31 protein-coding genes are annotated in these 21,762 nt (G+C 61.3%); 27 read left to right on the top strand and 4 right to left on the bottom strand.

The window, feature by feature from the left end:
• Positions 1 to 29 precede the first annotated feature (29 nt).
• The 17 genes from rplV (at position 30) to map (ending at position 9,408) form a co-directional block, all read left to right on the top strand.
• Positions 30 to 416 carry a 50S ribosomal protein L22 gene (gene rplV / locus HU144_RS16490; RefSeq protein WP_009883564.1) on the top strand — a complete coding sequence of 129 codons (387 nt, stop codon included), beginning with the start codon at positions 30 to 32 and terminating at the stop codon, positions 414 to 416.
• Complete coding sequence (gene rpsC, locus HU144_RS16485) at positions 416 to 1,237, top strand: 30S ribosomal protein S3 (protein WP_009883563.1); 822 nt, start codon at positions 416 to 418, stop codon at positions 1,235 to 1,237. Before rplV ends, rpsC begins: the two co-directional genes overlap by 1 nt.
• A gap of 3 nt (positions 1,238 to 1,240) precedes the next feature.
• Entirely contained in the window at positions 1,241 to 1,657 is a 417-nt protein-coding gene (gene rplP / locus HU144_RS16480; protein ID WP_009883562.1) for a 50S ribosomal protein L16, read from the top strand.
• Between the two features lie 2 nt (positions 1,658 to 1,659).
• Positions 1,660 to 1,911 carry a 50S ribosomal protein L29 gene (gene rpmC, locus HU144_RS16475; RefSeq protein ID WP_009883561.1) on the top strand — a complete coding sequence of 84 codons (252 nt, stop codon included), beginning with the start codon at positions 1,660 to 1,662 and terminating at the stop codon, positions 1,909 to 1,911.
• The gene (gene rpsQ, locus HU144_RS16470; protein WP_101574502.1) at positions 1,911 to 2,198 is read left to right on the top strand and encodes a 30S ribosomal protein S17; all 288 of its coding nucleotides are present in this window, start codon (positions 1,911 to 1,913) and stop codon (positions 2,196 to 2,198) included. The genes rpmC and rpsQ overlap by 1 nt, the downstream gene beginning before the upstream one ends.
• A gap of 144 nt (positions 2,199 to 2,342) precedes the next feature.
• Positions 2,343 to 2,711: a 50S ribosomal protein L14 gene (rplN, locus tag HU144_RS16465; RefSeq protein ID WP_009883559.1), complete on the top strand. Its 369-nt coding sequence runs from the start codon at positions 2,343 to 2,345 to the stop codon at positions 2,709 to 2,711.
• A 2-nt stretch (positions 2,712 to 2,713) separates the two neighbouring features.
• Complete coding sequence (gene rplX / locus HU144_RS16460) at positions 2,714 to 3,082, top strand: 50S ribosomal protein L24 (RefSeq protein WP_101621025.1); 369 nt, start codon at positions 2,714 to 2,716, stop codon at positions 3,080 to 3,082.
• Complete coding sequence (gene rplE / locus HU144_RS16455; protein WP_235352232.1) at positions 3,082 to 3,651, top strand: 50S ribosomal protein L5; 570 nt, start codon at positions 3,082 to 3,084, stop codon at positions 3,649 to 3,651. Before rplX ends, rplE begins: the two co-directional genes overlap by 1 nt.
• 69 nt (positions 3,652 to 3,720) lie before the next feature.
• A complete protein-coding gene (gene rpsH / locus HU144_RS16450) occupies positions 3,721 to 4,119 on the top strand; it encodes a 30S ribosomal protein S8 (RefSeq protein WP_009883556.1) in 399 nt (132 codons plus the stop codon).
• Between the two features lie 16 nt (positions 4,120 to 4,135).
• Positions 4,136 to 4,672, top strand: coding sequence for a 50S ribosomal protein L6 (gene rplF, locus HU144_RS16445; RefSeq protein ID WP_143921952.1), 537 nt, complete (start codon positions 4,136 to 4,138; stop codon positions 4,670 to 4,672).
• Between the two features lie 2 nt (positions 4,673 to 4,674).
• On the top strand, positions 4,675 to 5,055 hold the full coding sequence (gene rplR, locus HU144_RS16440) for a 50S ribosomal protein L18 (protein ID WP_198398433.1): 381 nt from the start codon (positions 4,675 to 4,677) through the stop codon (positions 5,053 to 5,055).
• On the top strand, positions 5,052 to 5,744 hold the full coding sequence (rpsE, locus tag HU144_RS16435) for a 30S ribosomal protein S5 (protein WP_069599776.1): 693 nt from the start codon (positions 5,052 to 5,054) through the stop codon (positions 5,742 to 5,744). The genes rplR and rpsE overlap by 4 nt, the downstream gene beginning before the upstream one ends.
• Entirely contained in the window at positions 5,744 to 5,926 is a 183-nt protein-coding gene (gene rpmD, locus HU144_RS16430; protein WP_143921951.1) for a 50S ribosomal protein L30, read from the top strand. The genes rpsE and rpmD overlap by 1 nt, the downstream gene beginning before the upstream one ends.
• Before the next feature lies 1 nt (position 5,927).
• Positions 5,928 to 6,380 carry a 50S ribosomal protein L15 gene (gene rplO / locus HU144_RS16425; protein ID WP_198398432.1) on the top strand — a complete coding sequence of 151 codons (453 nt, stop codon included), beginning with the start codon at positions 5,928 to 5,930 and terminating at the stop codon, positions 6,378 to 6,380.
• Between the two features lie 286 nt (positions 6,381 to 6,666).
• Positions 6,667 to 7,968 carry a preprotein translocase subunit SecY gene (secY, locus tag HU144_RS16420; RefSeq protein ID WP_235344183.1) on the top strand — a complete coding sequence of 434 codons (1,302 nt, stop codon included), beginning with the start codon at positions 6,667 to 6,669 and terminating at the stop codon, positions 7,966 to 7,968.
• A 40-nt stretch (positions 7,969 to 8,008) separates the two neighbouring features.
• Complete coding sequence (locus tag HU144_RS16415) at positions 8,009 to 8,575, top strand: adenylate kinase (RefSeq protein WP_198398430.1); 567 nt, start codon at positions 8,009 to 8,011, stop codon at positions 8,573 to 8,575.
• A complete protein-coding gene (map, locus tag HU144_RS16410; protein ID WP_235352231.1) occupies positions 8,572 to 9,408 on the top strand; it encodes a type I methionyl aminopeptidase in 837 nt (278 codons plus the stop codon). The genes HU144_RS16415 and map overlap by 4 nt, the downstream gene beginning before the upstream one ends.
• A 14-nt stretch (positions 9,409 to 9,422) precedes the next feature.
• Here map and HU144_RS16405 read toward each other — a convergent pair whose 3' ends face one another.
• Positions 9,423 to 9,668, bottom strand: coding sequence for a hypothetical protein (locus tag HU144_RS16405; protein ID WP_235352230.1), 246 nt, complete (start codon positions 9,666 to 9,668; stop codon positions 9,423 to 9,425).
• Between the two features lie 78 nt (positions 9,669 to 9,746).
• Between HU144_RS16405 and HU144_RS16400 the strand changes: the two genes are divergently transcribed.
• On the top strand, positions 9,747 to 10,631 hold the full coding sequence (locus tag HU144_RS16400) for a PaaX family transcriptional regulator (RefSeq protein ID WP_235352229.1): 885 nt from the start codon (positions 9,747 to 9,749) through the stop codon (positions 10,629 to 10,631).
• 69 nt (positions 10,632 to 10,700) lie between these two features.
• Here HU144_RS16400 and HU144_RS16395 read toward each other — a convergent pair whose 3' ends face one another.
• Positions 10,701 to 11,846, bottom strand: coding sequence for a MalY/PatB family protein (locus HU144_RS16395; RefSeq protein WP_235352228.1), 1,146 nt, complete (start codon positions 11,844 to 11,846; stop codon positions 10,701 to 10,703).
• 162 nt (positions 11,847 to 12,008) lie between these two features.
• Between HU144_RS16395 and HU144_RS16390 the strand changes: the two genes are divergently transcribed.
• The 7 genes from HU144_RS16390 to rplQ all read left to right on the top strand — a co-directional run bounded on the left by HU144_RS16390 (position 12,009) and on the right by rplQ (position 16,632).
• Positions 12,009 to 13,232, top strand: coding sequence for an MFS transporter (locus tag HU144_RS16390; RefSeq protein WP_235352227.1), 1,224 nt, complete (start codon positions 12,009 to 12,011; stop codon positions 13,230 to 13,232).
• A gap of 274 nt (positions 13,233 to 13,506) precedes the next feature.
• Positions 13,507 to 13,728 carry a translation initiation factor IF-1 gene (gene infA / locus HU144_RS16385; protein WP_101574514.1) on the top strand — a complete coding sequence of 74 codons (222 nt, stop codon included), beginning with the start codon at positions 13,507 to 13,509 and terminating at the stop codon, positions 13,726 to 13,728.
• 61 nt (positions 13,729 to 13,789) lie between these two features.
• On the top strand, positions 13,790 to 13,903 hold the full coding sequence (gene rpmJ, locus HU144_RS16380; RefSeq protein WP_009884960.1) for a 50S ribosomal protein L36: 114 nt from the start codon (positions 13,790 to 13,792) through the stop codon (positions 13,901 to 13,903).
• A gap of 188 nt (positions 13,904 to 14,091) precedes the next feature.
• Positions 14,092 to 14,460, top strand: a complete 369-nt coding sequence (gene rpsM, locus HU144_RS16375; protein ID WP_092102951.1) for a 30S ribosomal protein S13 — start codon at positions 14,092 to 14,094, stop codon at positions 14,458 to 14,460.
• A 51-nt stretch (positions 14,461 to 14,511) separates the two neighbouring features.
• Positions 14,512 to 14,916 (top strand): 30S ribosomal protein S11, encoded by a 405-nt coding sequence (gene rpsK, locus HU144_RS16370; RefSeq protein ID WP_009884958.1) that lies wholly within the window; start codon positions 14,512 to 14,514, stop codon positions 14,914 to 14,916.
• A gap of 151 nt (positions 14,917 to 15,067) precedes the next feature.
• Positions 15,068 to 16,066, top strand: coding sequence for a DNA-directed RNA polymerase subunit alpha (locus HU144_RS16365; protein ID WP_143921942.1), 999 nt, complete (start codon positions 15,068 to 15,070; stop codon positions 16,064 to 16,066).
• 23 nt (positions 16,067 to 16,089) lie between these two features.
• Entirely contained in the window at positions 16,090 to 16,632 is a 543-nt protein-coding gene (gene rplQ / locus HU144_RS16360) for a 50S ribosomal protein L17 (protein ID WP_235352226.1), read from the top strand.
• Positions 16,633 to 16,899: 267 nt separating this feature from the next.
• On the opposite strand, the gene putP is transcribed toward rplQ, so the two are convergent.
• Together putP and purU are read right to left on the bottom strand one after the other, a co-directional pair.
• The gene (gene putP, locus HU144_RS16355) at positions 16,900 to 18,420 is read right to left on the bottom strand and encodes a sodium/proline symporter PutP (RefSeq protein ID WP_235352225.1); all 1,521 of its coding nucleotides are present in this window, start codon (positions 18,418 to 18,420) and stop codon (positions 16,900 to 16,902) included.
• A gap of 113 nt (positions 18,421 to 18,533) precedes the next feature.
• Positions 18,534 to 19,385 carry a formyltetrahydrofolate deformylase gene (gene purU, locus HU144_RS16350; protein WP_235352224.1) on the bottom strand — a complete coding sequence of 284 codons (852 nt, stop codon included), beginning with the start codon at positions 19,383 to 19,385 and terminating at the stop codon, positions 18,534 to 18,536.
• Between the two features lie 168 nt (positions 19,386 to 19,553).
• Between purU and glyA the strand changes: the two genes are divergently transcribed.
• Together glyA and HU144_RS16340 are read left to right on the top strand one after the other, a co-directional pair.
• A complete protein-coding gene (gene glyA, locus HU144_RS16345; protein ID WP_328284305.1) occupies positions 19,554 to 20,828 on the top strand; it encodes a serine hydroxymethyltransferase in 1,275 nt (424 codons plus the stop codon).
• A complete protein-coding gene (locus tag HU144_RS16340; RefSeq protein WP_235352223.1) occupies positions 20,828 to 21,715 on the top strand; it encodes a bifunctional methylenetetrahydrofolate dehydrogenase/methenyltetrahydrofolate cyclohydrolase in 888 nt (295 codons plus the stop codon). The genes glyA and HU144_RS16340 overlap by 1 nt, the downstream gene beginning before the upstream one ends.
• The last annotated feature ends 47 nt before the right edge of the window (positions 21,716 to 21,762 follow it).

Raw genomic sequence — 21,762 nt, 5'->3', positions numbered from 1 at the left:
TACGATCCTAGACAAGAGAGAAGGAAGCGATGGAAGCCAAGGCTAAGGCGCGTTACCTGCGCGTCACGCCTCGCAAGGCTCGGCGCGTCATCGACCTCATTCGTGGTCAGCAGGCGACCGAAGCACTTGCAGTGTTGAAGTTTGCAGAACAGTCGGCATCAGATCCGATTTACAAGCTCGTTGCCTCCGGAATCGCCAATGCGCGTACCCGGGCCGACGAGGAGGGCATTGCGTTCGACGAGAACGAACTGGTCATCTCCGAAGCATTCGTGGACGAGGGACCAACCATGAAGCGGTTCCGCCCGCGAGCTCAGGGTCGCGCTTTTCGCATTGAAAAGCGCACAAGCCACGTTTCAGTGGTCCTGGCCAGCGGTGACGACCTGCCTCAGCGCAAGAGCCGGAAGGGGAACCGTTAATGGGCCAGAAAATCAATCCGAACGGATTCCGACTCGGAATTACCACGGATCACAAGTCAAAGTGGTTTGCTGACTCGACTAAGCCGGGACAGCGCTACAGCGACTACGTGCTCGAAGATGTGAAGATCCGACAGATGATGACCAAGGGCCTTGAGCGCGCTGGCATCTCCAAGGTGAACATTGAGCGCACACGTGATCGTGTCCGAGTCGACATCCACACTGCCCGCCCGGGCATCGTCATCGGGCGTCGTGGAGCCGAAGCCGATCGCATTCGCGGTCAGCTCGAAAAGCTCACCGGCAAGCAGATTCAGCTCAACATCCTTGAGGTGAAGAACGCTGAGATCGACGCGCAGCTCGTTGCTCAGGGAGTTGCCGAGCAGCTCGCAAGTCGTGTGGCCTTCCGCCGCGCGATGCGCAAGTCGATCCAGAGTGCTCAGCGTGCAGGTGCCAAGGGCATCCGCGTGCAGTGCTCCGGCCGCCTCGGCGGTGCTGAGATGAGCCGTTCCGAGTTCTACCGCGAAGGTCGTGTGCCTCTGCACACCCTGCGTGCGAACATCGATTACGGCTTCCACGAAGCACACACCACATTTGGTCGCATCGGCGTCAAGGTGTGGATCTACAAGGGCGATATGACCGACAAGGAGCTTGCTGCCGAGCAGGCCAAGGCTCCTGCAGCTCGTGGCCCCAAGGGCCGTGGGCGCGGCCGTGGAGGCCGTGGTCGTGGACAGGAAGGCGCAGCAGCACCGCGCCGGAATGACGCAGCGCCGAAGACCGAGAACAATGCCGAGGCCCCTGCGGCTGAGGCCGGATCGGAGGGCTGACACATGTTGATCCCTCGTCGGGTTAAATACCGCAAGCAGCACCACCCCAAGCGGGGCGGCGCAGCCAAGGGCGGCACCAAGGTGTCGTTCGGTGACTACGGCATCCAGGCCACAGAGCCTGCCTACATCACCAACCGGCAGATCGAGGCCGCACGTATTGCCATGACGCGCTACATCAAGCGTGGTGGCAAGGTGTGGATCAACATCTACCCAGATCGACCGCTGACGAAGAAGCCTGCCGAGACCCGCATGGGTTCCGGTAAGGGTTCGCCTGAGTGGTGGGTCGCCAATGTCAAGCCGGGTCGGGTCATGTTTGAACTCGCCGGTGTGTCCGAGGAAGTTGCACGCGAGGCGCTGCGTCTCGCGATCCACAAGCTTCCGCTCAAGGCCCGTATCGTGGCCCGCGAAGGTGGTGAGTGAGTATGGCAATCGGTTCGAAGAACCTTTCCATGGACGCACTTGACGGTTATGACAACGAGCGTCTGCTCGAGGAGCTCAAGAAGGCTAAGGCCGAGCTGTTCAACCTGCGCTTCCAGTCGGCCACCGGCCAGCTGGAGAGCCACGGTCGGCTCAAGGCCGTGCGTCGCGACATCGCTCGTATCTACACCGTGCTCAATGAGCGGGAATTGGACATCCGTCCGAACCCCGCTGACGCTAAGGAAGAGGACAAGTGATGGCGGAGACCACCAAGCCCGAGGCAACGCCTGCGGACCGTAACTCCCGCAAGACCGCGCGTGGTTACGTTGTTTCCGACAAAATGGAGAAGACCATCGTCGTCGAGGTGGAGGAGCGCAAGACGCACCGCCTGTACGGCAAGGTTCTTCGCCAGTCGGTGAAGTACAAGGTTCACGATGAGGAGAACGCCGCTGGTGTCGGCGACCTCGTCCTCGTGTCCGAGACGCGGCCGGTTTCGTCCGCGAAGCGTTGGCGGCTCGTCGAGATCATCGAACGCGCCAAGTAAGCCGACGCCACCCCTCCCACCCGGTCCCGCCCACGGTCTCCAGCAGATCGTGGGCGGCTACCGGGAATGGGGTGAAATGTCATTAATCCGTTCCGCAAGGCTCATCCAATCGTGTGAGAACCGGCGCGACGACAGGAGAAAATAGTGATTCAGCAAGAGTCGCGACTCAAGGTCGCCGACAACACTGGTGCCAAGCAGATCCTGGCAATCAGGATTCTGGGTGGTTCCGGTCGGCGTTATGCCTCGATCGGTGACACCATCGTGGCAACCGTCAAAGACGCAATTCCTGGTGGAAACGTGAAGAAGGGTGACGTCGTCAAGGCTGTCATCGTTCGCACCGCCAAGGAACGCCGTCGTCCCGATGGTTCGTACATCAAGTTCGACGAGAATGCAGCAGTCATTCTCAAGACTGACGGCGAACCACGCGGAACCCGTATCTTCGGACCCGTGGGACGCGAATTGCGCGACAAGAAGTTCATGAAGATCGTCTCCCTGGCACCGGAGGTGTTGTGAGCATGGCGAACAAGCTCAAGATCAAGAAGGGCGACCTCGTCCAGGTGATTGCAGGCGCCCGTCAGTCACGGGGTGGCGATCGTGGGAAGCAGGGCAAGGTTCTTGCCGTGTACCCGGAACGCAACCGCGTCCTCGTTGAGGGCATCAACCGCGTGATCAAGCACAAGAAGGCAACGCAGACTCAGGCCGGCGGCACTGCCGGTGGCCGTGAGACTCACGAAGCCCCAATCCACGTGTCCAACGTGGCGCTCGTTGATCCTAAGGACAACAAGCCCACCCGCGTCGGATACCGCGAGGAAACTGTGGAACGCGATGGTCGCGATAAGACCGTCCGCGTCCGCGTCTCGCGTCGAACCGGGGAGGAGATCTGATGACGGAAACAACAACGAGCCGTCCAGCGCCACGCCTCAAGCAGGTTTACCGCGATGACATCGTGGCCAAGCTGCAGGACGAGTTCAAATACGCAAACCCCATGCAGGTTCCCGGTCTGACCAAGATCGTCGTGAACATGGGTGTGGGTGACGCAGCACGCGATTCGAAGCTGATCGAAGGCGCAATCAACGATCTCACTCTGATCACCGGTCAGAAGCCGATCGTGACTCGGGCGAGGAAATCCATCGCCCAGTTCAAGTTGCGCGAAGGTCAGCCCATTGGAGCCCACGTCACCATGCGTGGAGCCCGTATGTGGGAATTCGTCGACCGTGTCATCTCTCTGGCTCTTCCGCGTATCCGCGACTTCCGCGGCCTCTCGGATCGTCAGTTCGACGGGAACGGTAACTACACCTTCGGTCTCACGGAACAGTCGATGTTCCACGAGATCGATCAGGACCGGATTGACCGCGTCCGGGGTATGGATATCACAGTTGTGACTACAGCGAACACCGACGACGAGGGACGTGCACTTCTGCGTCACCTCGGGTTCCCGTTCAAGACCAAATAATCGCTACGTTGCAGGTCCAAGCACGCTTTGCGTGGGCGGAAACCGTAACGAGGAAGGGCTAGAGCCCAAATGACAATGACTGATCCAGTCGCAGACATGTTGACACGTCTGCGCAACGCCAACTCGGCTTATCACGAGGACGTCAGCATGCCGTTCTCGAAGCTGAAATCCAACATCGCTGAGATCCTCAAGAGCGAGGGCTACATCACCGGTTGGAGCGTCGAAGACGCTCAGGTCGGTAAGACTCTCCTCATGGACCTCAAGTTCGGTCCTAACCGCGAGCGTTCGATCGCCGGCCTGCGCCGTGTGTCGAAGCCCGGGCTGCGCGTCTACGCGAAGTCGACCAACTTGCCTAAGGTCCTCGGTGGGCTCGGCATCGCCATCCTGTCGACCTCGTCAGGTCTCCTGACTGATCGTCAGGCCGCCAAGAAGGGTGTGGGTGGGGAAGTCCTCGCCTACGTCTGGTAAGGAAGGAGAGAAGAATATGTCACGTATTGGCAAGAACCCGATCTCCGTCCCGAATGGCGTAGAGGTCAAAATCGATGGCCAGGATGTCGCCGTCAAGGGACCTAAGGGCGAGCTGTCCGTCACCATCGCCGAGCCGATCACCGTATCGCTCGACGAAGGCGTCGTCACAGTGGCCCGTCCGAACGAGGAGCGCGAATCGCGTTCGCTGCACGGACTGTCCCGCACCATGATCAACAACATGATCGTCGGTGTGACCGAGGGCTACTCGAAGGCTCTCGAAATCGTCGGCACCGGTTACCGCGTGCAGGCCAAGGGATCGAACCTCGAGTTCGCTCTGGGCTACAGCCACTCGATCACCGTTGAACCAGCTGAGGGAATCTCCTTCACGGTCGACGGACAGACCAAGCTGGCCGTTCACGGCATCGACAAGCAGCTGGTCGGAGAGACCGCTGCCAACATCCGGAAGCTGCGCAAGCCTGAGCCTTACAAGGGCAAGGGTGTTCGCTACGTCGGAGAAAATGTCCGTCGCAAGGTCGGAAAGGCTGGTAAGTAGAGATGGCCTTTGGCAAAAAGGAAAGCTACGGCAAGGGCAGGGCTGCGGCCCGCAAACGTCGTCACGCTCGTCTGCGCAAGCATGTCAGCGGTACGCCGGAACGCCCACGCCTGTCAGTGACTCGCTCCACGCGCCACGTCTTTGTCCAGGTCATCGACGATACCGTCGGCAAGACCTTGGCATCGGCCTCCACCATGGAAGCCGACCTGCGCACACTCGACGGTGACAAAACCGGCAAGGCTCACAAGGTCGGCGAACTGGTAGCCCAGCGCGCCAAGGAAGCCGGCATCGAAGCTGTTGTATTCGACCGTGGCGGCAACGCCTACCATGGACGTGTACAGGCAATCGCCGAAGGTGCACGTGAAGGAGGATTGGCCCTATGAGCACTGAAGAGAACAAGGAACAGCAGCCAGCTGCTGAGACCCGCACCGATAACAACAGTGATCGCTCCTCACGTGGCCGCGGTCAAGGTGGTCAGGGTGGTCAGGGCGGCCAGGGTCGTGGACGCGGCGAGGGCCGTGGACGCGGCGGTCGCGGTGACCGCGAAGAGAAGAGCCAGTTCATCGAGCACGTCGTGACGATCAACCGTGTGTCGAAGGTCGTCAAGGGTGGACGTCGGTTCTCCTTCACCGCCCTCGTCGTCGTCGGTGACGGAGACGGCATGGTCGGCATGGGCTACGGCAAGGCTAAGGAAGTTCCTGCAGCCATTGCCAAGGGTGTTGAGGAGGCGAAGAAGAGCTTCTTCCGCGTCCCCCGCATCCAGAAGACCATTCCGCACCCGATCCAGGGTGAGACCGCTGCCGGTGTCGTCATGCTTCGGCCTGCCGCTCCCGGTACCGGCGTCATCGCCGGTGGTCCGGTGCGTGCGGTCCTCGATGCTGCCGGCGTTCAGGACATCCTGTCCAAGTCGCTGGGATCAGCCAACGCAATCAACATCGTTCGCGCGGCGATCAAGGCCCTCCAGAGCCTCGAACGCCCAGAGCAGGTCGCGGCACGCCGTGGTCTGCCTGTGGACGAGGTCGCCCCTCACGCATTGCTGCGGGCGGCTGCTGAAGGCGAGAGGAAGTCCTGATGGCAAAGCTCAAGGTAACCCAGCGCAAGTCCGATATCGGTGGCAAGCCGAACCAGCGCGCGTCGCTGCGTTCGCTTGGACTGAAGCGGATCGACGATGTGGTGGTGTGCGAAGATCGCCCGGAAATCCGGGGAATGATCAACGTCGTGCGTCACCTCGTGACTGTGGAAGAGGTGGATTGATATGTCGAATGACGACTCACTGAAGGTCCACGATCTCCGTCCTGCCCCTGGAGCAAAAACCGCCAAGACCCGTGTCGGTCGTGGTGAAGCTTCGAAGGGCAAGACAGCCGGACGCGGAACCAAGGGCACACGTGCCCGCTACCAGGTTCCTCACGGCTTCGAGGGTGGACAGACTCCGATGCACATGCGTCTGCCTAAGCTGCGCGGGTTCAAGAACCCCGCAAAGGTGACGTTCCAGGTTGTCAATCTTGACAAGCTGTCGGCCTTGTACCCAGAAGGCGGCGACGTCACTGTCGCCGATCTGGTTGCCAAGGGCGCCGTGCGTCCAAAGCAGCCCGTGAAGGTTCTGGGCACCGGTGAGATCACCGTTGCTCTGAACATCACTGCGGACAAGGTCTCGGGTTCAGCACTCGAGAAGATCCTGGCTGCAGGCGGAAGCGTCAGCGAAGCCTGAACAGCACTCGCACAGCGGGTCTGAACTCTCAGGGTTCCTCAGAAGGGGCGGTCACATTGTGATCGCCCCTTCTTCGTGCTCGAATTCTCGAGCCCGCGACCTGGGCGAAGATGCCTCAGAGTCGGTTTCGACACAGTCCCGACGATATCGGGCCTGAGCAGTCGTCCAAGCGGCCTCTCGGTTTCAGCCTGACGGTCATAGCCTGGTAGTCTTTTGCAGGTATTTGTCTCATTCGCCAGGTTGTATCTTCGACCCTGACTTTTTCATCCCCCAATGAGGAGGACGCTTGATCGGCGCAATTCGGAGGGCCTTCAGAACGCCCGACCTGAGGAACAAACTCCTCTTCACCCTGGGCATTCTCGTCATCTTCCGGCTCGGTTCGTTCATTCCCTCGCCGGGAATCGACTACACCCAGGTCCAAGAGTGCGTGGCGTCCCCGCAACTGAATGAGGGCGGGTTCGCGATGATCAACCTGTTCAGCGGTGGTGCACTGCTGCAGCTGTCGATCTTCGCTCTGGGCATCATGCCCTACATCACCGCCAGCATCATCGTGCAGCTTCTGCGCGTGGTCATTCCGCGCTTCGAGTCGCTCCACAAAGAGGGCGCCTCAGGCCAGGCGAAGCTCACCCAGTACACGCGCTACCTGACCATCGGGCTGGCCGTGCTCAATGCCACGACCCTCGTGTCCACCGTGCGCTCGGGAGCCCTCTTCGGCCAGATCGAAGGCTGCACCGACCTCATCACCAACGATACCTGGTGGGGCATCGCCGTCCTCGTCATCACTCTGGTGGCAGGCACCGGCCTCATCATGTGGCTCGGCGAGCAGATCACCGAACACGGAGTGGGCAACGGAATGTCGCTGCTCATCTTCACCTCGGTGGCTTCGGCCTTCCCGTCGTCGCTGGGAGCGATCTTCCGCGAACAGGGCATCGACATCTTCCTCATCGTCATCGCCGTCGGTCTGGTGCTCGTGGCCCTCGTCGTCTTCGTCGAGCAGTCCCAGCGCCGCATCCCGGTCCAGTACGCCAAGCGCATGGTTGGTCGACGGATGTTCGGCGGGACCTCGACCTACATCCCGATCAAGGTCAACATGGCCGGTGTGATCCCGGTGATCTTCGCTTCCTCGGTTCTCTATCTGCCGAGCCTGATCTCGCAGTTCTTCGATCCCGAGAGCAAATGGGTGGAGTGGATCAACACTTACTTCACACGCGGTGACCACCCCATCTACATCGCCACCTACGCCGTACTGACGATCTTCTTCGCCTACTTCTACGTCGCGATCACCTTCAACCCGGAGGAAGTCGCCGACAATATGAAGAAGTACGGCGGCTTCGTCCCCGGCATCCGTGCAGGAAAGCCCACAGCCGACTACCTGAGCTTCGTGCTCAGCCGCATCAACTTCCCGGGCTCGCTCTACCTTGCCTTCATCGCACTGATTCCGCTGATCGCGCTGGTTCTCATCAACGCGAACCAGAACTTCCCGTTCGGCGGCACCTCGCTTCTGATCGTGGTCGGAGTCGGTCTCGAGACCGTCAAGCAGATCGATGCACAGATGCAGCAGCGCCACTATGAAGGTCTGCTGCGCTGACCGACCCCGACCGCGGAAATCCATTGGAAGGAAATACCTTATGAGCTCACGCATCATTCTGATCGGCCCCCCTGGCGCCGGCAAAGGCACCCAGGCCGCACGACTGTCCGAGGCGCTGAACATCCCCGCGATCTCGACCGGTGACATCTTCCGTGCGAACGTGAAGGGCGAGACCGAGCTCGGCAATCTCGCCAAGCGCTATATGGACGCCGGCGAGTACGTCCCCGACGAGGTGACCAATTCGATGGTCGCCGATCGACTGGGCCAGGACGATGCTGCTGAGGGATTCCTCCTCGACGGCTACCCGCGCACCAGCGCACAGGTCGACGAGCTCGATCGGATCCTCGCCGCTCAGGGCCATGAGATCGAGCAGGTCGTCGAGCTCACCGCTGATATCGACGAGGTCGTCGCCCGTCTCCTGGCGCGTGCTCAGACCGAGGGTCGCAGCGATGACAGTGAGGACGTCATCCGTCACCGCCTGGACGTCTACGCCGAGCAGACTCAGCCCTTGACCGACATCTACCGCGAACGCGGCCTGCTGCGCCAGGTCGACGGACTCGGTGAAGTCTCTGAGATCACCGACCGAATCCTCGACTCCATTCGATGATCTTCGGTCCCCGGATCGAGCTGAAGTCCCCTGAACAGCTGGTCAAGATGCGCCGGGCAGGCCTGCTCACCCACGAGGTGCTGAAAGCTGCTCGCGGGGCAGCAGTCCCGGGTGCAACCACCGCCGAGGTGAATGCGGCCGCCGAATCCGTGATCACCGAGGCGGGGGCTCAGTCCAACTTCCTTGGCTACCAGGGGTTTCCCGCCGTGGTGTGCATCTCCGTGAACGAGGAGATCGTGCACGGCATACCGGGCGAGCGGGTCCTCGAGTCCGGCGATCTCGTGTCCATCGACGGCGGAGCCATCGTCGATGGGTTCCACGGTGATTCTGCTTTCACAATGATCATCGGCGGAGACGCCGCTGGGTCGAAGGCGGACATCGCGCTCTCCCGGGCCACGGAGACGGCCATGTGGGTGGGCATTGCCGCGTTCGCAGCAGGGAACAAGGTCAGTGACATCGGGGATGCCATCGACGATCACGTCTCACGTGAAGCCCCCGATCTTGGACTCGTGGAGGAATTCACTGGCCATGGCATCGGAACAGCTATGCATATGCCGCCCGAGGTTCTCAACTATCGGGCGCGTTCGAACGGGCCTAAGATCAGATCAGGAATGTGCCTCGCGATCGAACCCATGCTCACCGCCGGCAGCAGCGAGACCATCACCCTGGCCGACGACTGGACCATCGTGACCGATGACGGATCACGTGCCAGCCATTGGGAGCACAGCGTCGCCAGACATGATGGGGGAGTCTGGGTACTCACCGCTGAGGATGGGGGAGTGGCTGGTCTGGCACCGTTCGGAATCACTCCTGTTCCTCCGGCCGGTGCTTGAAGCAAATCGTCGATTCAGGTCTGCGGCGTCGGCTGCTTTCGCTTGAGGTCATTCGTCGTCACGATGTGCATGATGACGAACAGCGCCGAGGCTGACATGAGACTCAGTGCGAACATCCATGCCGCGGTCTCCTGAATCCCGAAGCCAGCGATCATAAACGCGGCGAAGGTGATGAAGGCCGTGATCGCTCCGCTCAGCACCGCGGCGGTGCGTGCGGTCTGGAAGACCCGCTGATTCTTTTCGTACACTCTGGCGTCCATGATGCTGCTCCTCGTACTCCTGACCGTCTTTCCGGCCTGCTCGACAGGATCCTTGCGCTTTCACGTTAGGATCTGGGCATGACGGGTGTCCACGATCACACGAAACGTCGGGAAGATGTGGGCGATCGGTATCGTCTGACCCGCATCGCCTTCGACGTCATCTCCGCCTTCGGCTGTCTGCGCGCTCAGGGTCTGCCCGGGCCCGTGATCGTCGGTGTCCTGGCCGAACACGGCTATTCGTCCTCGAGCGTGCACAATCAGCTGGTGCGGATGGTTCAGCGCAACATTCTGACCAGCGAGAGACTCGGACGAGTCTCCATCTATCGATTGAGTCCGCGCATACGCTCCGGCTTCATGGACATCGCGGGTGACCGCGAGGAACCGACTTTTGAGGGTCGGTTCCACTGTGTGATGTACTCGATTCCCGAGTCAGCGCGGATGCAGCGTGACCGGTTCCAGTACGTGAGCAGAATGCTCGGGTACCGCCAGCTGCGCCCTGGACTGCTTCTGTCCTTTGCAGATCTCTCAGACGCACTGTCGGCTCAGCTGCCGGCAGTCGTCGAACCGGGCTGGTGCGAATACGCGACGATCGAACCTGCGGATATGGCTTCCGCGAAACGAATGACTGCGCGAGCCTTCGACGTAGAGTCCGCGACTCTTGAGCTTCCACCGCTTGAGAGCGAGCTGGCTGCACTGAGCCAGGATGGCAGCCAACCGGGTGGTGGACTCCCAGAGATGCCGTTGGTGAAGTTCTTCGACATCTATTTCCAGGTCGCACGAGCAGTCATGACGCATCCGATACTTCCATCGGAGCTGGTCGGATCCGACCAGCCTGCCCTGCGCTTCCGCACTCTCATGGACCGCTGCAACCTGGAGTACTACCTGAGATTCGACCAGCAGATCCTGGAGTGTGCTGGTTCGAGTTCATCCTTCGACCTTATCGAGTGGCTGCCGAACAGCTGAGCCGACTGTGTCCGATGGGAGCACTGTGCTGACTCCGAGCACTGTGCCGGTTCAGGCCACTGTGCTCGGTCAGAGCGCGGCCGCGATGCGCTCGATCGCTTCGGTGAGCAGAGGGCGCGGAAGTGCGAAGTTGAATCGGATATGACCTGCGCCTATTTCACCACACAGGCGCCCCTCGGTGATCGCGACGTGGGCCTGGGAATTGAAATGTTCGGATAGACCGGTGTCGAGTCCGTATCCTCGCAGATCCAACCACGCCAGGTACGTGCCCTCGGGCGGGAGGAATGTGGCATTGGGCAGATGGGTGGCCAGGAGGTCGGTCAGAAGCTCACGATTGCCCTTGAGATAAGCGGTGATCTCGGCCAGCCAGTCACCTGACTGGGTGTACGCCGCTGTCGTGGCCAGGATGCCGGGGTTCGAAGCCGCCCCCGAGACGAAGTTGCCCTTCTTCGCCCAGATCGCGCGGTCATCTGCACTGGTGAAGATGAGTTGCGCGCATTTGAGTCCGGGAATGTTGAACGCCTTGGACGCGGCCGTTGCCGTCGCAGTATGGGACGCAGTGGTCTCATTGAGGCTGGCATAGGGAATGTGACGGGCCGGTTCGTAGACGAGGGGCGCGTGAATCTCGTCGGAGAACACACGTGCATCGTTGCGCTCGACCACCTCGGCGAGCTCCAGAAGCTCGCTCTCCGTGTACACCTTCCCGATCGGATTATGGGGATTGCACAGAACCAGGGTGGCCCCGGGCACCAGCGCGGCATCGACTGCATCGAGGTCGACGGACCACCCTGTCTCGGACCGGATCATCGGCACCTCGATGAGCTCTCGACCTGTCACCGCGGCGACATCGAAGAAGGGCATGTAGGCGGGCGTCGGAAGGACGATCGGGGTGCCGGCCGGGGTCAGGTGAGTGAGGATGCCCAGGAAGCTTGCGATGACATCGCTGGCGAGCTCGACATGCTGCTCCGGGAACTGCCAGCCGTAGCGTTCGGCGCAGAACGCCGAGGTGGCCGATTTGAGGTCGGAGACGATCGACTGCGGTGCATAGCCGAAGAGATCACGCTCATCGACCTCGCGCAGAGCCTGGCGCACGCCTGGTGCGACACCGAAGTCCATCTCTGCGATGAACGCGCCGAGGCTGCCCGGGAAGCTTGACCACTTGCGTCCGCCTTTGGCGATGAGTGAGTCTTCCGAGATCGAATCCAGGTCCTGCACGTGATGCTCCTTCGTTGGCGGTTGCGAGACTGTCCGGTTTCACGCTAGCAGGGGAACCCCCGCGTGCGCGGTCCGCTCTGACATGCACGGTCACGGACTACAGTGGACCGTGCGACTGGACCCGGACCCGGTCATTGAAACAATTGAGAGGCGGTGGTCGCGATGTCTGCACAGCCGCAGTCGGTATTCCGCCGGAATCAATGGGCTCTGAGCCTGGCGCAGCTGTTCTCCGGCGTCGGCATCGCCACAGGGTTCGCCGTCGGCGGGATCCTGGCGGAGCGTCTGACCGGACGCACGGAGCTCGCCGGATTCGCGCAGACGGCGTCCATCCTCGGCGCCGGACTGCTTGCGGTTCCGCTGGCGAAGCTGGCTGAACGCAGAAGCCGGCGCCTGGCATTGGCCAGCGCCTACGCGATCGCGCTCTGCGGTGCCATTCTCATCGTGGCCGCGATCCTGTTCGGCATCGACATCGCCTTCTTCATCGGCATGGGCTGCTTCGGAGCGGCGACGGCCGCGGGGCTGCAGGGCCGCTATGCGGCCACGGATACGGCTCCCGACCATCTCAAAGGCTCAGCGATGTCCGTGGTCGTCTGGGCCACGACGATCGGATCCGTCATCGGACCCAACCTCTCAGGACCCGGTGCCGGGCTCGGCCGAGCCCTGAATCTCGACCCATTGTCGGGTCCGTTCGTCATCGCGATCGCAGGCTTCGCTCTTGCCCTGATCAGCGTCCTCTTTCTGCGCCGACTCACACCCGTCACACGAGATGAGTCCTCGACATCCCCTCGCCGAGGTGGCACCTGGCAGGCCATCAGGCGTTCCCCGAGCGCGCTCATGGGTCTGCTGTCCGTGGTCACCGGGCACATGATCATGGTGGCGACAATGGTGATGACACCGCTTCACATGGACCACCACGGGCTCGGCCTGGAACTGATCGGCATTACGATCGGCGGCCATATCCTCGGCATGTACGGACTGTCCCCGGTCTTCGGCTACCTGACCGACAGATATTCCGCCGGTCGAGTGATTCTCCTCGGCCACGTACTGTTCGCCGTGTCCTTGGTCCTCGGATTCATCGATGCTCTCGGCGAGTCGTCGTTCATCCGATTGTCGGTGGCCCTGTTCGTGTTGGGCCTGGGGTGGAGCGCATGCCTCATCGCCGGATCCACCCTGCTGACCAAAGAGATCGATCCCGCGCATCGTATGTCGGTGCAGGGACTCTCAGACGCAGGAATGAACTTCGGGGCCGCCGCGTTGGCGGCACTGTCCGGACCGCTGCTGGCCTTCGGCGGATTCGCATCGATCACCCTGATGGGCTTCCTCGTGCTCGCGATAGCCGTCATCGTGAGCATCCGAGCCGGGTACGGAACTCGACACACGACCTGAGCCTGGGACCGCCTCGGCGAGGGAGAGAATGATTGTAAGGGACTTCACTCCCGTAAGCCAGCACCGTGTGGAAGAATCTTCGGCCATAGTGTAGGGTTGTTGATTGGTCTGTTCTCACTCAACTCACCCTTTTTCAGTTGTGGGCGGCATTTGCCATCCGCAACTTTTCATGTGGTGAGGTGGGCCACGGACCATGGGGTCGTCGGGGTAAATCGACGATACACGATTACGTCGAACGCGAAGTTTTCGCGGGAATACGAGGTTAGCGAACGATATGGCCAAAAAAGAAGGGGTCATTGAGATCGAAGGCGCCGTTGTCGAAGCCCTCCCGAACGCATCGTTCCGGGTTGAGCTGAGCAATGGGCATAGGGTGCTTGCGCATATCTCAGGAAAAATGCGACAGCACTACATTCGAATTCTCCCTGAGGACCGGGTCATCGTGGAGCTGTCTCCATACGATCTTTCGCGTGGGCGAATCGTTTACCGCTACAAGTAAGGATCTTCGATCATTCGTACCCGCCCCTGCGCAGGGGTAAGGGTCGGAAGAAGGAAAAACCATGAAGGTTAAGCCAAGCGTCAAGAAGATCTGCGAGAATTGCCAGATTACCCGCCGTCACGGCCGGGTCATCGTCATCTGCTCCAACCCGCGTCACAAACAGCGCCAGGGTTGAGCAGCTCTTCGAGCAGACAGAGGCACCCGTAAGGGGCTTCAGCAGCACCACACCCGCGCAGACCTCGCCATCTGCACCGCCTATAGGGCGGTGTCAGGACGATACCTTCGGTCGGGGGCCGAGGACCTTGGGACACCAAGGACAGGTCTGCATCAGCACCTCCGGAACTACAACAGGAGATAGTACCTATGGCACGACTTGCCGGAGTCGACATCCCGCGTGAAAAGCGCGTGGAAGTCGCCTTGACTTATATCTACGGTGTGGGCCGCACCCGTGCGCGCCAGACCCTGACGGAAACGGGAATCAGCCCTGATACCCGTGTGAAGGACTTGAGCGATGCCGAGCTCGTCCAGCTGCGTGACTTCATCGAGGGCACATTCCAGGTTGAGGGCGACCTCCGACGTGAGGTTGCTGCCGACATTCGCCGCAAGGTGGAGATCGGAAGCTACGAAGGCCTGCGTCACCGCCGCGGTCTGCCGGTTCGCGGACAGCGGACCAAGACGAATGCGCGTACCCGCAAGGGACCGAAGCGCACCGTGGCCGGTAAGAAGAAGTAATATGCTCACCCGGTTGACCAGCATCAGCCACCTCGATCAGGAGTAAAACACATGCCTCCCAAGTCACGCGCCGCTACAGTGCGCAAGCCTCGCCGCAAGCTCAAGAAGAATATCGTTGCCGGCCAGGCACACATCAAGTCAACGTTCAACAACACCATCGTGTCGATCACTGATCCGACCGGTGCTGTCATCTCCTGGGCCTCCTCAGGTGAGGTCGGCTTCAAGGGTTCGCGTAAGTCGACCCCTTACGCCGCACAGATGGCCGCGGAATCCGCTGCCCGTCGCGCACAGGAGCACGGCCTCAAGAAGGTCGACGTCTTCGTCAAAGGACCAGGTTCAGGACGCGAAACCGCGATCCGTTCGCTGCAGGCCGCCGGTCTGGAACTGGGCACCATTCAGGATGTCACTCCAGTTCCGTTCAACGGCTGCCGTCCCACCAAGCGCCGCCGCGGCTGATCCTTCCGTGTATCTGCGACCGATGACGGGGCAAGCCCCGGCATCAGTCGCAGAACGGATTCCACGATAAACCGAACCGTTCTTCATGGCTTTAGTCCATGACGTGCAGTGCGAACGTCATATAGCGGATGTTCGCTGAAAGGAAGCCCACGTGCTCATTGCACAGCGCCCAACGCTCACGGAAGAAGTCGTCTCCGAGAATCGCTCACGGTTCGCCATCGAACCACTCGAGCCAGGATTCGGCTACACCCTCGGCAACTCACTTCGTCGTACCCTGCTGTCGTCGATTCCAGGTGCCGCCGTCACATCCATCCGGATCGACGGTGTGCTCCACGAGTTCAGCACCGTTCCAGGAGTCAAGGAGGATGTCACTGAGTTCATCCTCAACCTGAAGTCCCTGGTCGTGTCCTCGGAATTCGATGAACCGGTCGTTGCCTACCTGCGCAAGCAGGGCCCCGGCACCGTGACTGCCGCCGATGTCTCTGCTCCTGCCGGAGTCGAGATCCATAACCCAGATCTGCATATCGCCACGTTGAATGGTGAAGGCCGTCTGGACATGGAGCTGACCATCGAACGTGGACGCGGTTACGTTTCGAGCGCTCAGAACAAGAACGCGGATGCAGAGATCGGTCGGGTCCCCGTTGACTCGATCTACTCGCCGGTTCTCAAGGTCACCTACAAGGTCGAGGCTACTCGTGTTGAGCAGCGCACCGACTTTGATCGCCTGGTCCTCGACATTGAGACCAAGCCGTCGATGACCCCACGCGATGCGATTGCATCTGCGGGTAAGACACTGGTCGAACTCTTCGGCCTGGCTCGGGAACTCAACGTCGAAGCCGAAGGCATCGAGATCGGACCCTCGCCTGTTGACGCAGCTCTGGCTGCCGATCTGGCACTGGCCATCGAGGATCTCGATCTGACCGTGCGCTCCTACAACTGCCTCAAGCGCGAAGGAATCCACACCGTCGGCGAACTCGTTGCTCGCAGCGAAGCCGATCTGATGGATATCCGCAACTTTGGTTCGAAGTCGATCGACGAAGTGAAGGCCAAGCTCAACGAGCTGGGTCTGAGCCTCAAGGACAGTCCCGCCGGGTTCGAGCCCGGTCTCGTTGATGAGGACCAGTCCTACGTCGAAGACGAACAGTACTGATTAAGACCTAGGAGTAAGACACTATGCCAACCCCAACCAAGGGTCCTCGTCTCGGAGGCTCCCCAACACACGAGCGCATGATGCTCAACAACATGGCTGCGGCCCTGTTCGAGCACAAGAAGATCACCACGACCGTGACCAAGGCCAAGCGCCTGCGTCCGGTGGCGGAGCGCATGATCACTCACGCCAAGAAGGGCGACCTCGCCGCCCGTCGTCGCGTGCTCGGTAAGATCGGCGACAAGTCGATCGTGCACGAGCTGTTCACCTCGATCGCCGAAACGATGGCCGATCGTCCCGGTGGATACACACGTATCACCAAGATCGGTCCCCGTGCCGGTGACAATGCGCCCATGGCCGTCATCGAACTGGTTCTCGAGCCCTACTCGCCGAAGCAGGCAACTGTGAAGGAAGCCGAGCAGGCTACCGGGACCGCAGCCGCCGAGAACGAGACCGAAGAGGTCGTCGAAGAGGCTCCTGCAGAGACCACCGAGGAAGCAGCCGACTCGGCCGCAACCGAAGAGGTCGCTGAAGAGGCAACCGACGAAAGCGCCGAAGAGACCAAGTAAGGCTCTTCAGTCGCAACATCTCAGGCGGGCACCCGATGGGTGCCCGCCTGAAGTGCATTCACAGGAGAGTGGTCGCGTACGTCGCACAAGAGGATCCTCAGCCACGCCCCGTCAGCAGCATGTCGTACTCGTAAGTCGGTCAGGAACGACTCAGCGGCTGTTCCTCCCGGTAGTGGTGGAGGAACAGCCGCTGAGTGTAGGGCGCTATGAAGCCGGCGGGCTCAGCTCGCCCGACGACCGTGTGGCCGTCAGGCGAGCCGCTGGCCCTCACTGCACGCGCGAGAGCTCGACAGACTCGTCGAATTCGCGGTCTGTATCCGCATCGGGCTTGTACGTGAACTTGCTGACCACGACCGCCACAATGAGGTTGATGGCGAAGCCTGGGATGATCTCGTAGATCTGCTCGGTCAGCGGGGTGCCGAGCTGCCCCCAGATGAACGCGACAGCCGCACCGGAGATGAGGCCGAAGAGTGCGCCCCAGTTGCTGAGCTTCTTCCAGAACAGGGTCAGCAACACGATCGGCCCGAACGAAGCGCCGAAGCCGGCCCAGGCGAACGCCACCAGGTCGAGGATGCTGTTCGACGGCTTGATCGCCAACAGAACGGCGATGACAGCGATGACGAGGATGCCGAGGCGTCCGAGCAGAACATAGGTCTTGTCCTGCAGAGTGCGCTTGGAACCAGTACGCAGCGCCACGATCTTGTAGAGATCCTCGATGAGTGCTGAAGACGTGACGACGAGCTGCGATGAGATCGTCGACATGATCGCCGCGAGCACAGCCGCCAGAACGAGACCTGCGATGAACGGGTGGAACAGGATCTGTGCGAGATCCAGGAAAACCGTCTCCGGGTCGGCCGGCTCCATGTTGGCGTGATCGGAGAAGTATGAGATCCCGACGATCGCGGTGGCAACGGCACCGAGAGCCGAGATTCCCATCCAGCTCACACCGATCCGGCGAGCAACCTTGGCATCGGCCGGGGTCCGCAGGGCCATGAACCTCACGATGATGTGCGGCTGGCCGAAGTAGCCCAGGCCCCACGCGAGAGCGGAGATCACAGCCAGGTAAGTGCCGCCGGCCCAGAACGGCCCGCTGCCGAGGACATTGAGTAGGCTGGGGTTGATCTCCTTGACGTTGGAGATGACGGTTGCCGGTCCGCCGGCATTGAACACGGCGACGACCGGCACCGCGATGAGCGCCACGAACATCAGCAGACCTTGGGCGACGTCGGTGAGTGTGGCGCCGAGGAATCCGCCGAAGAGCGTGTAGATCATGGTGATGGCCGCGACGAGGAGCATTCCGGCCATATAGTTCAGCCCGAAGCTCGATTCGAAGAACTTCCCGGCAGCGACCATGCCCGAGGACACGTAGAAGGTGAAGAATACGAGAATGATGACACCGCAGACGATGCGCAGCAGGCGTGTGTTGTCCTTCAGCCGCTGTTCGAAGAAGCTGGGAATGGTAATCGAATCGCCGGCCTTCTCCGTGAATGCACGCAGACGAGGGGCCACGAACTTCCAGTTCACCCAGGCCCCGACGGTCAGGCCCACAGCCATCCAGGCTTCGACCAGCCCACCCACATAGATGGCTCCGGGCAGTCCCAAGAGCAGCCAGCCCGACATGTCAGATGCTCCGGCGCTCAGTGCCGCAACGCTGGGGCGCAGCCCGCGGCCAGCCAGCATGTAGTCGTCGAAGCTGTTCTTGGTTTTGCGGTACGCGAACCAGCCGATGGCCAGCATTCCTGCAAAGTACAGGACGATTGCAATTGTGCGGAAAGTGGTTTCCGTCATTATTAAGTCGTCTCCTTTTGTAAACCGGGGCGACTCTACAACGGATTGCGCAACGGGTGTGAATTGCCTAAGAGAATGGTCAAGGCTTATTCAGGATCGCCGAGGTGCTCAGATCAGTTGAAGACGACCGTGCGGTGACCGTCCATGAGGACCCGTCCTTCCGCATGCCAGGCCACTGCTCGTGCCAGTACCGCTGCTTCGACATCCTGACCGCGCTGGACGAAGTCGGCGATGTCGCGGTTGTGATCGACGCGAGCGACATCCTGCTCTATGATCGGCCCCTCGTCGAGATCAGGGGTGACGTAGTGGGCCGTGGCACCGATGATCTTCACTCCGCGGGCGTGCGCCTGGTGATACGGCTTTGCGCCCTTGAAGCTGGGCAGGAACGAGTGATGGATGTTGATGACGCGGCCCTCCAACCGGGCGCAGAGATCGGGGGAGAGGATCTGCATATAGCGCGCGAGGACAATGAGCTCGACGTCGAGCTCATCGACGAGTCCGCTCAGACGCGCCTCGGCAGCGTCCTTGGTCTCACGAGTGATCGGAATGTGGTGGAAGTCGTGGCCGTGAAATTCGGCCAGTGACCGCAGGGAGTCATGGTTGCCGGCCACACCGACGATATCGATGGGCAGCTGATTCGAGCTCTGCTGGAACAGCAGAGTATTGAGGCAGTGCGCGGCCTTCGACACGAGGACCAGAGTTCTCGTCTTCTTCTCCACCGGCTGGAGGCTGATCGTCATATCAAAACGGTGAGCCGCCTCGGCGAGGGAGGACTCCAGGGCCCCGGCATCGGAATCGTGGTTCGTGACGAACTGGACACGCAGGAAGAACTGGAGGGAATCGGGGGAGGAGAACTGCTGGGACTCGGTGATGTTGGCACCGAGTGAGGCCAGGACCCCGGTCACGGCATGCACGATTCCGGTTGCGTCCGGGCAGGTGACTCGCAGGATCCATTCTCGACTCATGCGCTCGATTCTAATGGTCGTACCCGGTGTGCTCCGAAACCGGCCCATCATCCGGATGACGAACGGCTCATCGGTGTGATCTGGTTCGCTGTTAGCATTGTTTCCGGGTGCTCGCGGAGCCGATCGCGGTGTCCCACTCATCACTTTGGATGCCACAGGAGTGTATACATGACTGATAACACGATGCAGGCTTCGCTTGCAGACATCGATCCACAGATCGCGGAAGTCCTCGACCAGGAATTGGGCCGTCAGCGTTCGACTCTCGAGATGATCGCCTCGGAGAACTTCGTGCCGCGCGCAGTGCTGCAGGCACAGGGATCCGTGCTGACGAACAAGTACGCCGAGGGCTACCCCGGGAAGCGCTACTACGGTGGCTGCGAGTACGTCGATGTCGCTGAGACTCTCGCCATCGACCGGGCCAAGAGCCTCTTCGGTGCCGAATACGCGAACGTGCAGTCACACTCAGGTGCTTCGGCCAACGCCGCCGTGATGCACGCCCTCGCCCGCCACGGTGACAAGATGCTCGGCCTGTCGCTGGCCCACGGCGGTCACCTCACCCATGGCATGAAGATCAACTTCTCGGGACGCCTCTACGACGTCGCCTCCTATGAAGTCGATCCCGACACCTACCGCATCGATATGGACAAGGTGCGTGAGCGAGCACTCGAGCATCGCCCCGAGGTCATCGTCGCAGGTTGGTCCGCCTACCCGCGCCAGCTCGACTTCCAGGCCTTCCGCGACATCGCCGACGAAGTCGGAGCGAAGCTCTGGGTCGACATGGCTCACTTCGCCGGACTTGTCGCCGCCGGCCTGCACCCCAACCCGGTGCCCTTCGCCGATGTCGTGTCATCGACGGTGCACAAGACCATCGGCGGTCCACGCTCAGGCTTCATCCTCGGCAAGGAGGAGTACGCGAAGAAGCTGAACTCCGCCGTCTTCCCGGGACAGCAGGGCGGTCCGTTGATGCATGTGATCGCGGCTAAGGCAGTGGCGTTCAAGCTCGCCGCGTCCGAAGAGTTCAAAGCCCGCCAGGAACGGACCGTACGCGGAGCCCAGATCTTGGCTGAGCGTCTCTTGGCCGACGATGTTGCCAAGGCCGGTGCAACGGTCCTGACCGGCGGAACCGACGTCCACCTGGTCCTCGTCGACCTGCGCAACTCGGCCCTGGACGGACAGCAGGCAGAAGACGTCCTGCACGAAGTCGGAATCACCGTGAACCGCAACGCCGTTCCGTTCGATCCCAGGCCGCCGATGGTGACCTCCGGTCTGCGTATCGGCACCCCTGCTCTGGCCACCCGCGGGTTCGGCGATGCCGAATTCACTGAGGTCGCCGACGTCATCGCCGAGGCGCTGAAGCCCGGTGCGAACGTCGACGCACTCAGCGCTCGGGTCAAGAAACTCAGCGACAACTTCCCCCTCTACGAAGATCTGGAGCAGTACTGATGGCAGCACAGATACTTGACGGCAAGGCCTGTGCGAAGGAGATCAAGGAAGAGCTGAAGACGGCCGTCGCGGACCTGGCCGAACGGGGCATCGTTCCCGGCTTGGCCACGGTCCTCGTCGGTGAGGATCCGGGATCGAAGTGGTATGTGGCGGGAAAGCACCGTGACTGCGCCGAGGTGGGCATCCATTCCATCCGACGTGATCTTCCGGAGACGGTGAGCCAGGACGAGCTCCTGTCGGTCATCGACGAGCTCAACGCCGACGACGAATGCACCGGATACATCGTGCAGCTGCCGCTGCCGAAGCACATCGACACGGACACGGTCCTCGAACGCATCGACCCGGCCAAGGACGCGGACGGACTGCATCCGACCAACCTCGGTCGGCTCATGCTCAACGTCAACAGGGAGATCACCACTCCGCTGCCGTGCACCCCACGCGGTGTCATCGAGCTGATGGCGCGCAATGGGATCGAACTCGCCGGCAAGCACGTGGTGGTCGTCGGCCGCGGAGTCACCGTCGGTCGGTCGATCGGTGCGCTGCTGACCCGTCGCGAGTACAACGCCACGGTGACGCTGACGCACACCGGAACGACGAATCTGCCCGAGCTGTTGGCTCAGGCCGACATCATCGTCGCGGCTGCGGGCTCGGCTCGGATCGTGACCGCCGAGGCAGTCAAGCCCGGAGCGATCGTCCTCGACGTCGGAGTCTCCCGTGAAGAGGACCCGGAGACCGGGAAGTCGAAGATCGTGGGAGATGTGGACCCTGCAGTCGCCGAGGTGGCGGCTTGGGTGTCACCGAACCCCGGCGGAGTCGGGCCCATGACTCGGGCACTGCTTCTGAAGAACGTCGTCGACGTCGCTCAGCGGGCGGCCGCAGCCGCCTGAACGGTTCACGTTCTCAGACCGACGGCCTCCCACACCTGTGTGTGGGA

The sequence above is a fragment of the Brevibacterium sp. UCMA 11752 genome (assembly GCF_021532235.1).
Taxonomy (GTDB): Bacteria; Actinomycetota; Actinomycetes; order Actinomycetales; family Brevibacteriaceae; genus Brevibacterium; species Brevibacterium antiquum.
The sequence above is the reverse complement of the archived record's forward strand: the minus strand, read 5'-3'. Positions and strand labels throughout refer to the sequence as shown.

Excerpts from the sequence above, each read along its gene's own strand:
- rpsK (WP_009884958.1), top strand. The coding sequence starts at position 14,512 with ATGCCTCCCAAGTCACGCGCCGCTACAGTGCGCAAGCCTCGCCGCAAG.
- putP (WP_235352225.1), bottom strand. The coding sequence starts at position 18,420 with ATGACGGAAACCACTTTCCGCACAATTGCAATCGTCCTGTACTTTGCA.
- rpsH (WP_009883556.1), top strand. The coding sequence starts at position 3,721 with ATGACAATGACTGATCCAGTCGCAGACATGTTGACACGTCTGCGCAAC.
- rplP (WP_009883562.1), top strand. The coding sequence starts at position 1,241 with ATGTTGATCCCTCGTCGGGTTAAATACCGCAAGCAGCACCACCCCAAG.
- map (WP_235352231.1), top strand. The coding sequence starts at position 8,572 with ATGATCTTCGGTCCCCGGATCGAGCTGAAGTCCCCTGAACAGCTGGTC.
- rpsC (WP_009883563.1), top strand. The coding sequence starts at position 416 with ATGGGCCAGAAAATCAATCCGAACGGATTCCGACTCGGAATTACCACG.
- HU144_RS16340 (WP_235352223.1), top strand. The coding sequence starts at position 20,828 with ATGGCAGCACAGATACTTGACGGCAAGGCCTGTGCGAAGGAGATCAAG.
- purU (WP_235352224.1), bottom strand. The coding sequence starts at position 19,385 with ATGAGTCGAGAATGGATCCTGCGAGTCACCTGCCCGGACGCAACCGGA.
- rpsM (WP_092102951.1), top strand. The coding sequence starts at position 14,092 with ATGGCACGACTTGCCGGAGTCGACATCCCGCGTGAAAAGCGCGTGGAA.
- rplR (WP_198398433.1), top strand. The coding sequence starts at position 4,675 with ATGGCCTTTGGCAAAAAGGAAAGCTACGGCAAGGGCAGGGCTGCGGCC.
- HU144_RS16400 (WP_235352229.1), top strand. The coding sequence starts at position 9,747 with ATGACGGGTGTCCACGATCACACGAAACGTCGGGAAGATGTGGGCGAT.
- rplV (WP_009883564.1), top strand. The coding sequence starts at position 30 with ATGGAAGCCAAGGCTAAGGCGCGTTACCTGCGCGTCACGCCTCGCAAG.
- rplX (WP_101621025.1), top strand. The coding sequence starts at position 2,714 with ATGGCGAACAAGCTCAAGATCAAGAAGGGCGACCTCGTCCAGGTGATT.
- rpmJ (WP_009884960.1), top strand. The coding sequence starts at position 13,790 with ATGAAGGTTAAGCCAAGCGTCAAGAAGATCTGCGAGAATTGCCAGATT.
- rplQ (WP_235352226.1), top strand. The coding sequence starts at position 16,090 with ATGCCAACCCCAACCAAGGGTCCTCGTCTCGGAGGCTCCCCAACACAC.
- rplO (WP_198398432.1), top strand. The coding sequence starts at position 5,928 with ATGTCGAATGACGACTCACTGAAGGTCCACGATCTCCGTCCTGCCCCT.
- infA (WP_101574514.1), top strand. The coding sequence starts at position 13,507 with ATGGCCAAAAAAGAAGGGGTCATTGAGATCGAAGGCGCCGTTGTCGAA.
- rplF (WP_143921952.1), top strand. The coding sequence starts at position 4,136 with ATGTCACGTATTGGCAAGAACCCGATCTCCGTCCCGAATGGCGTAGAG.
- HU144_RS16390 (WP_235352227.1), top strand. The coding sequence starts at position 12,009 with ATGTCTGCACAGCCGCAGTCGGTATTCCGCCGGAATCAATGGGCTCTG.
- rpsQ (WP_101574502.1), top strand. The coding sequence starts at position 1,911 with ATGGCGGAGACCACCAAGCCCGAGGCAACGCCTGCGGACCGTAACTCC.
- rpsE (WP_069599776.1), top strand. The coding sequence starts at position 5,052 with ATGAGCACTGAAGAGAACAAGGAACAGCAGCCAGCTGCTGAGACCCGC.
- rplE (WP_235352232.1), top strand. The coding sequence starts at position 3,082 with ATGACGGAAACAACAACGAGCCGTCCAGCGCCACGCCTCAAGCAGGTT.
- rpmD (WP_143921951.1), top strand. The coding sequence starts at position 5,744 with ATGGCAAAGCTCAAGGTAACCCAGCGCAAGTCCGATATCGGTGGCAAG.
- HU144_RS16405 (WP_235352230.1), bottom strand. The coding sequence starts at position 9,668 with ATGGACGCCAGAGTGTACGAAAAGAATCAGCGGGTCTTCCAGACCGCA.
- rpmC (WP_009883561.1), top strand. The coding sequence starts at position 1,660 with ATGGCAATCGGTTCGAAGAACCTTTCCATGGACGCACTTGACGGTTAT.
- HU144_RS16415 (WP_198398430.1), top strand. The coding sequence starts at position 8,009 with ATGAGCTCACGCATCATTCTGATCGGCCCCCCTGGCGCCGGCAAAGGC.
- glyA (WP_328284305.1), top strand. The coding sequence starts at position 19,554 with ATGACTGATAACACGATGCAGGCTTCGCTTGCAGACATCGATCCACAG.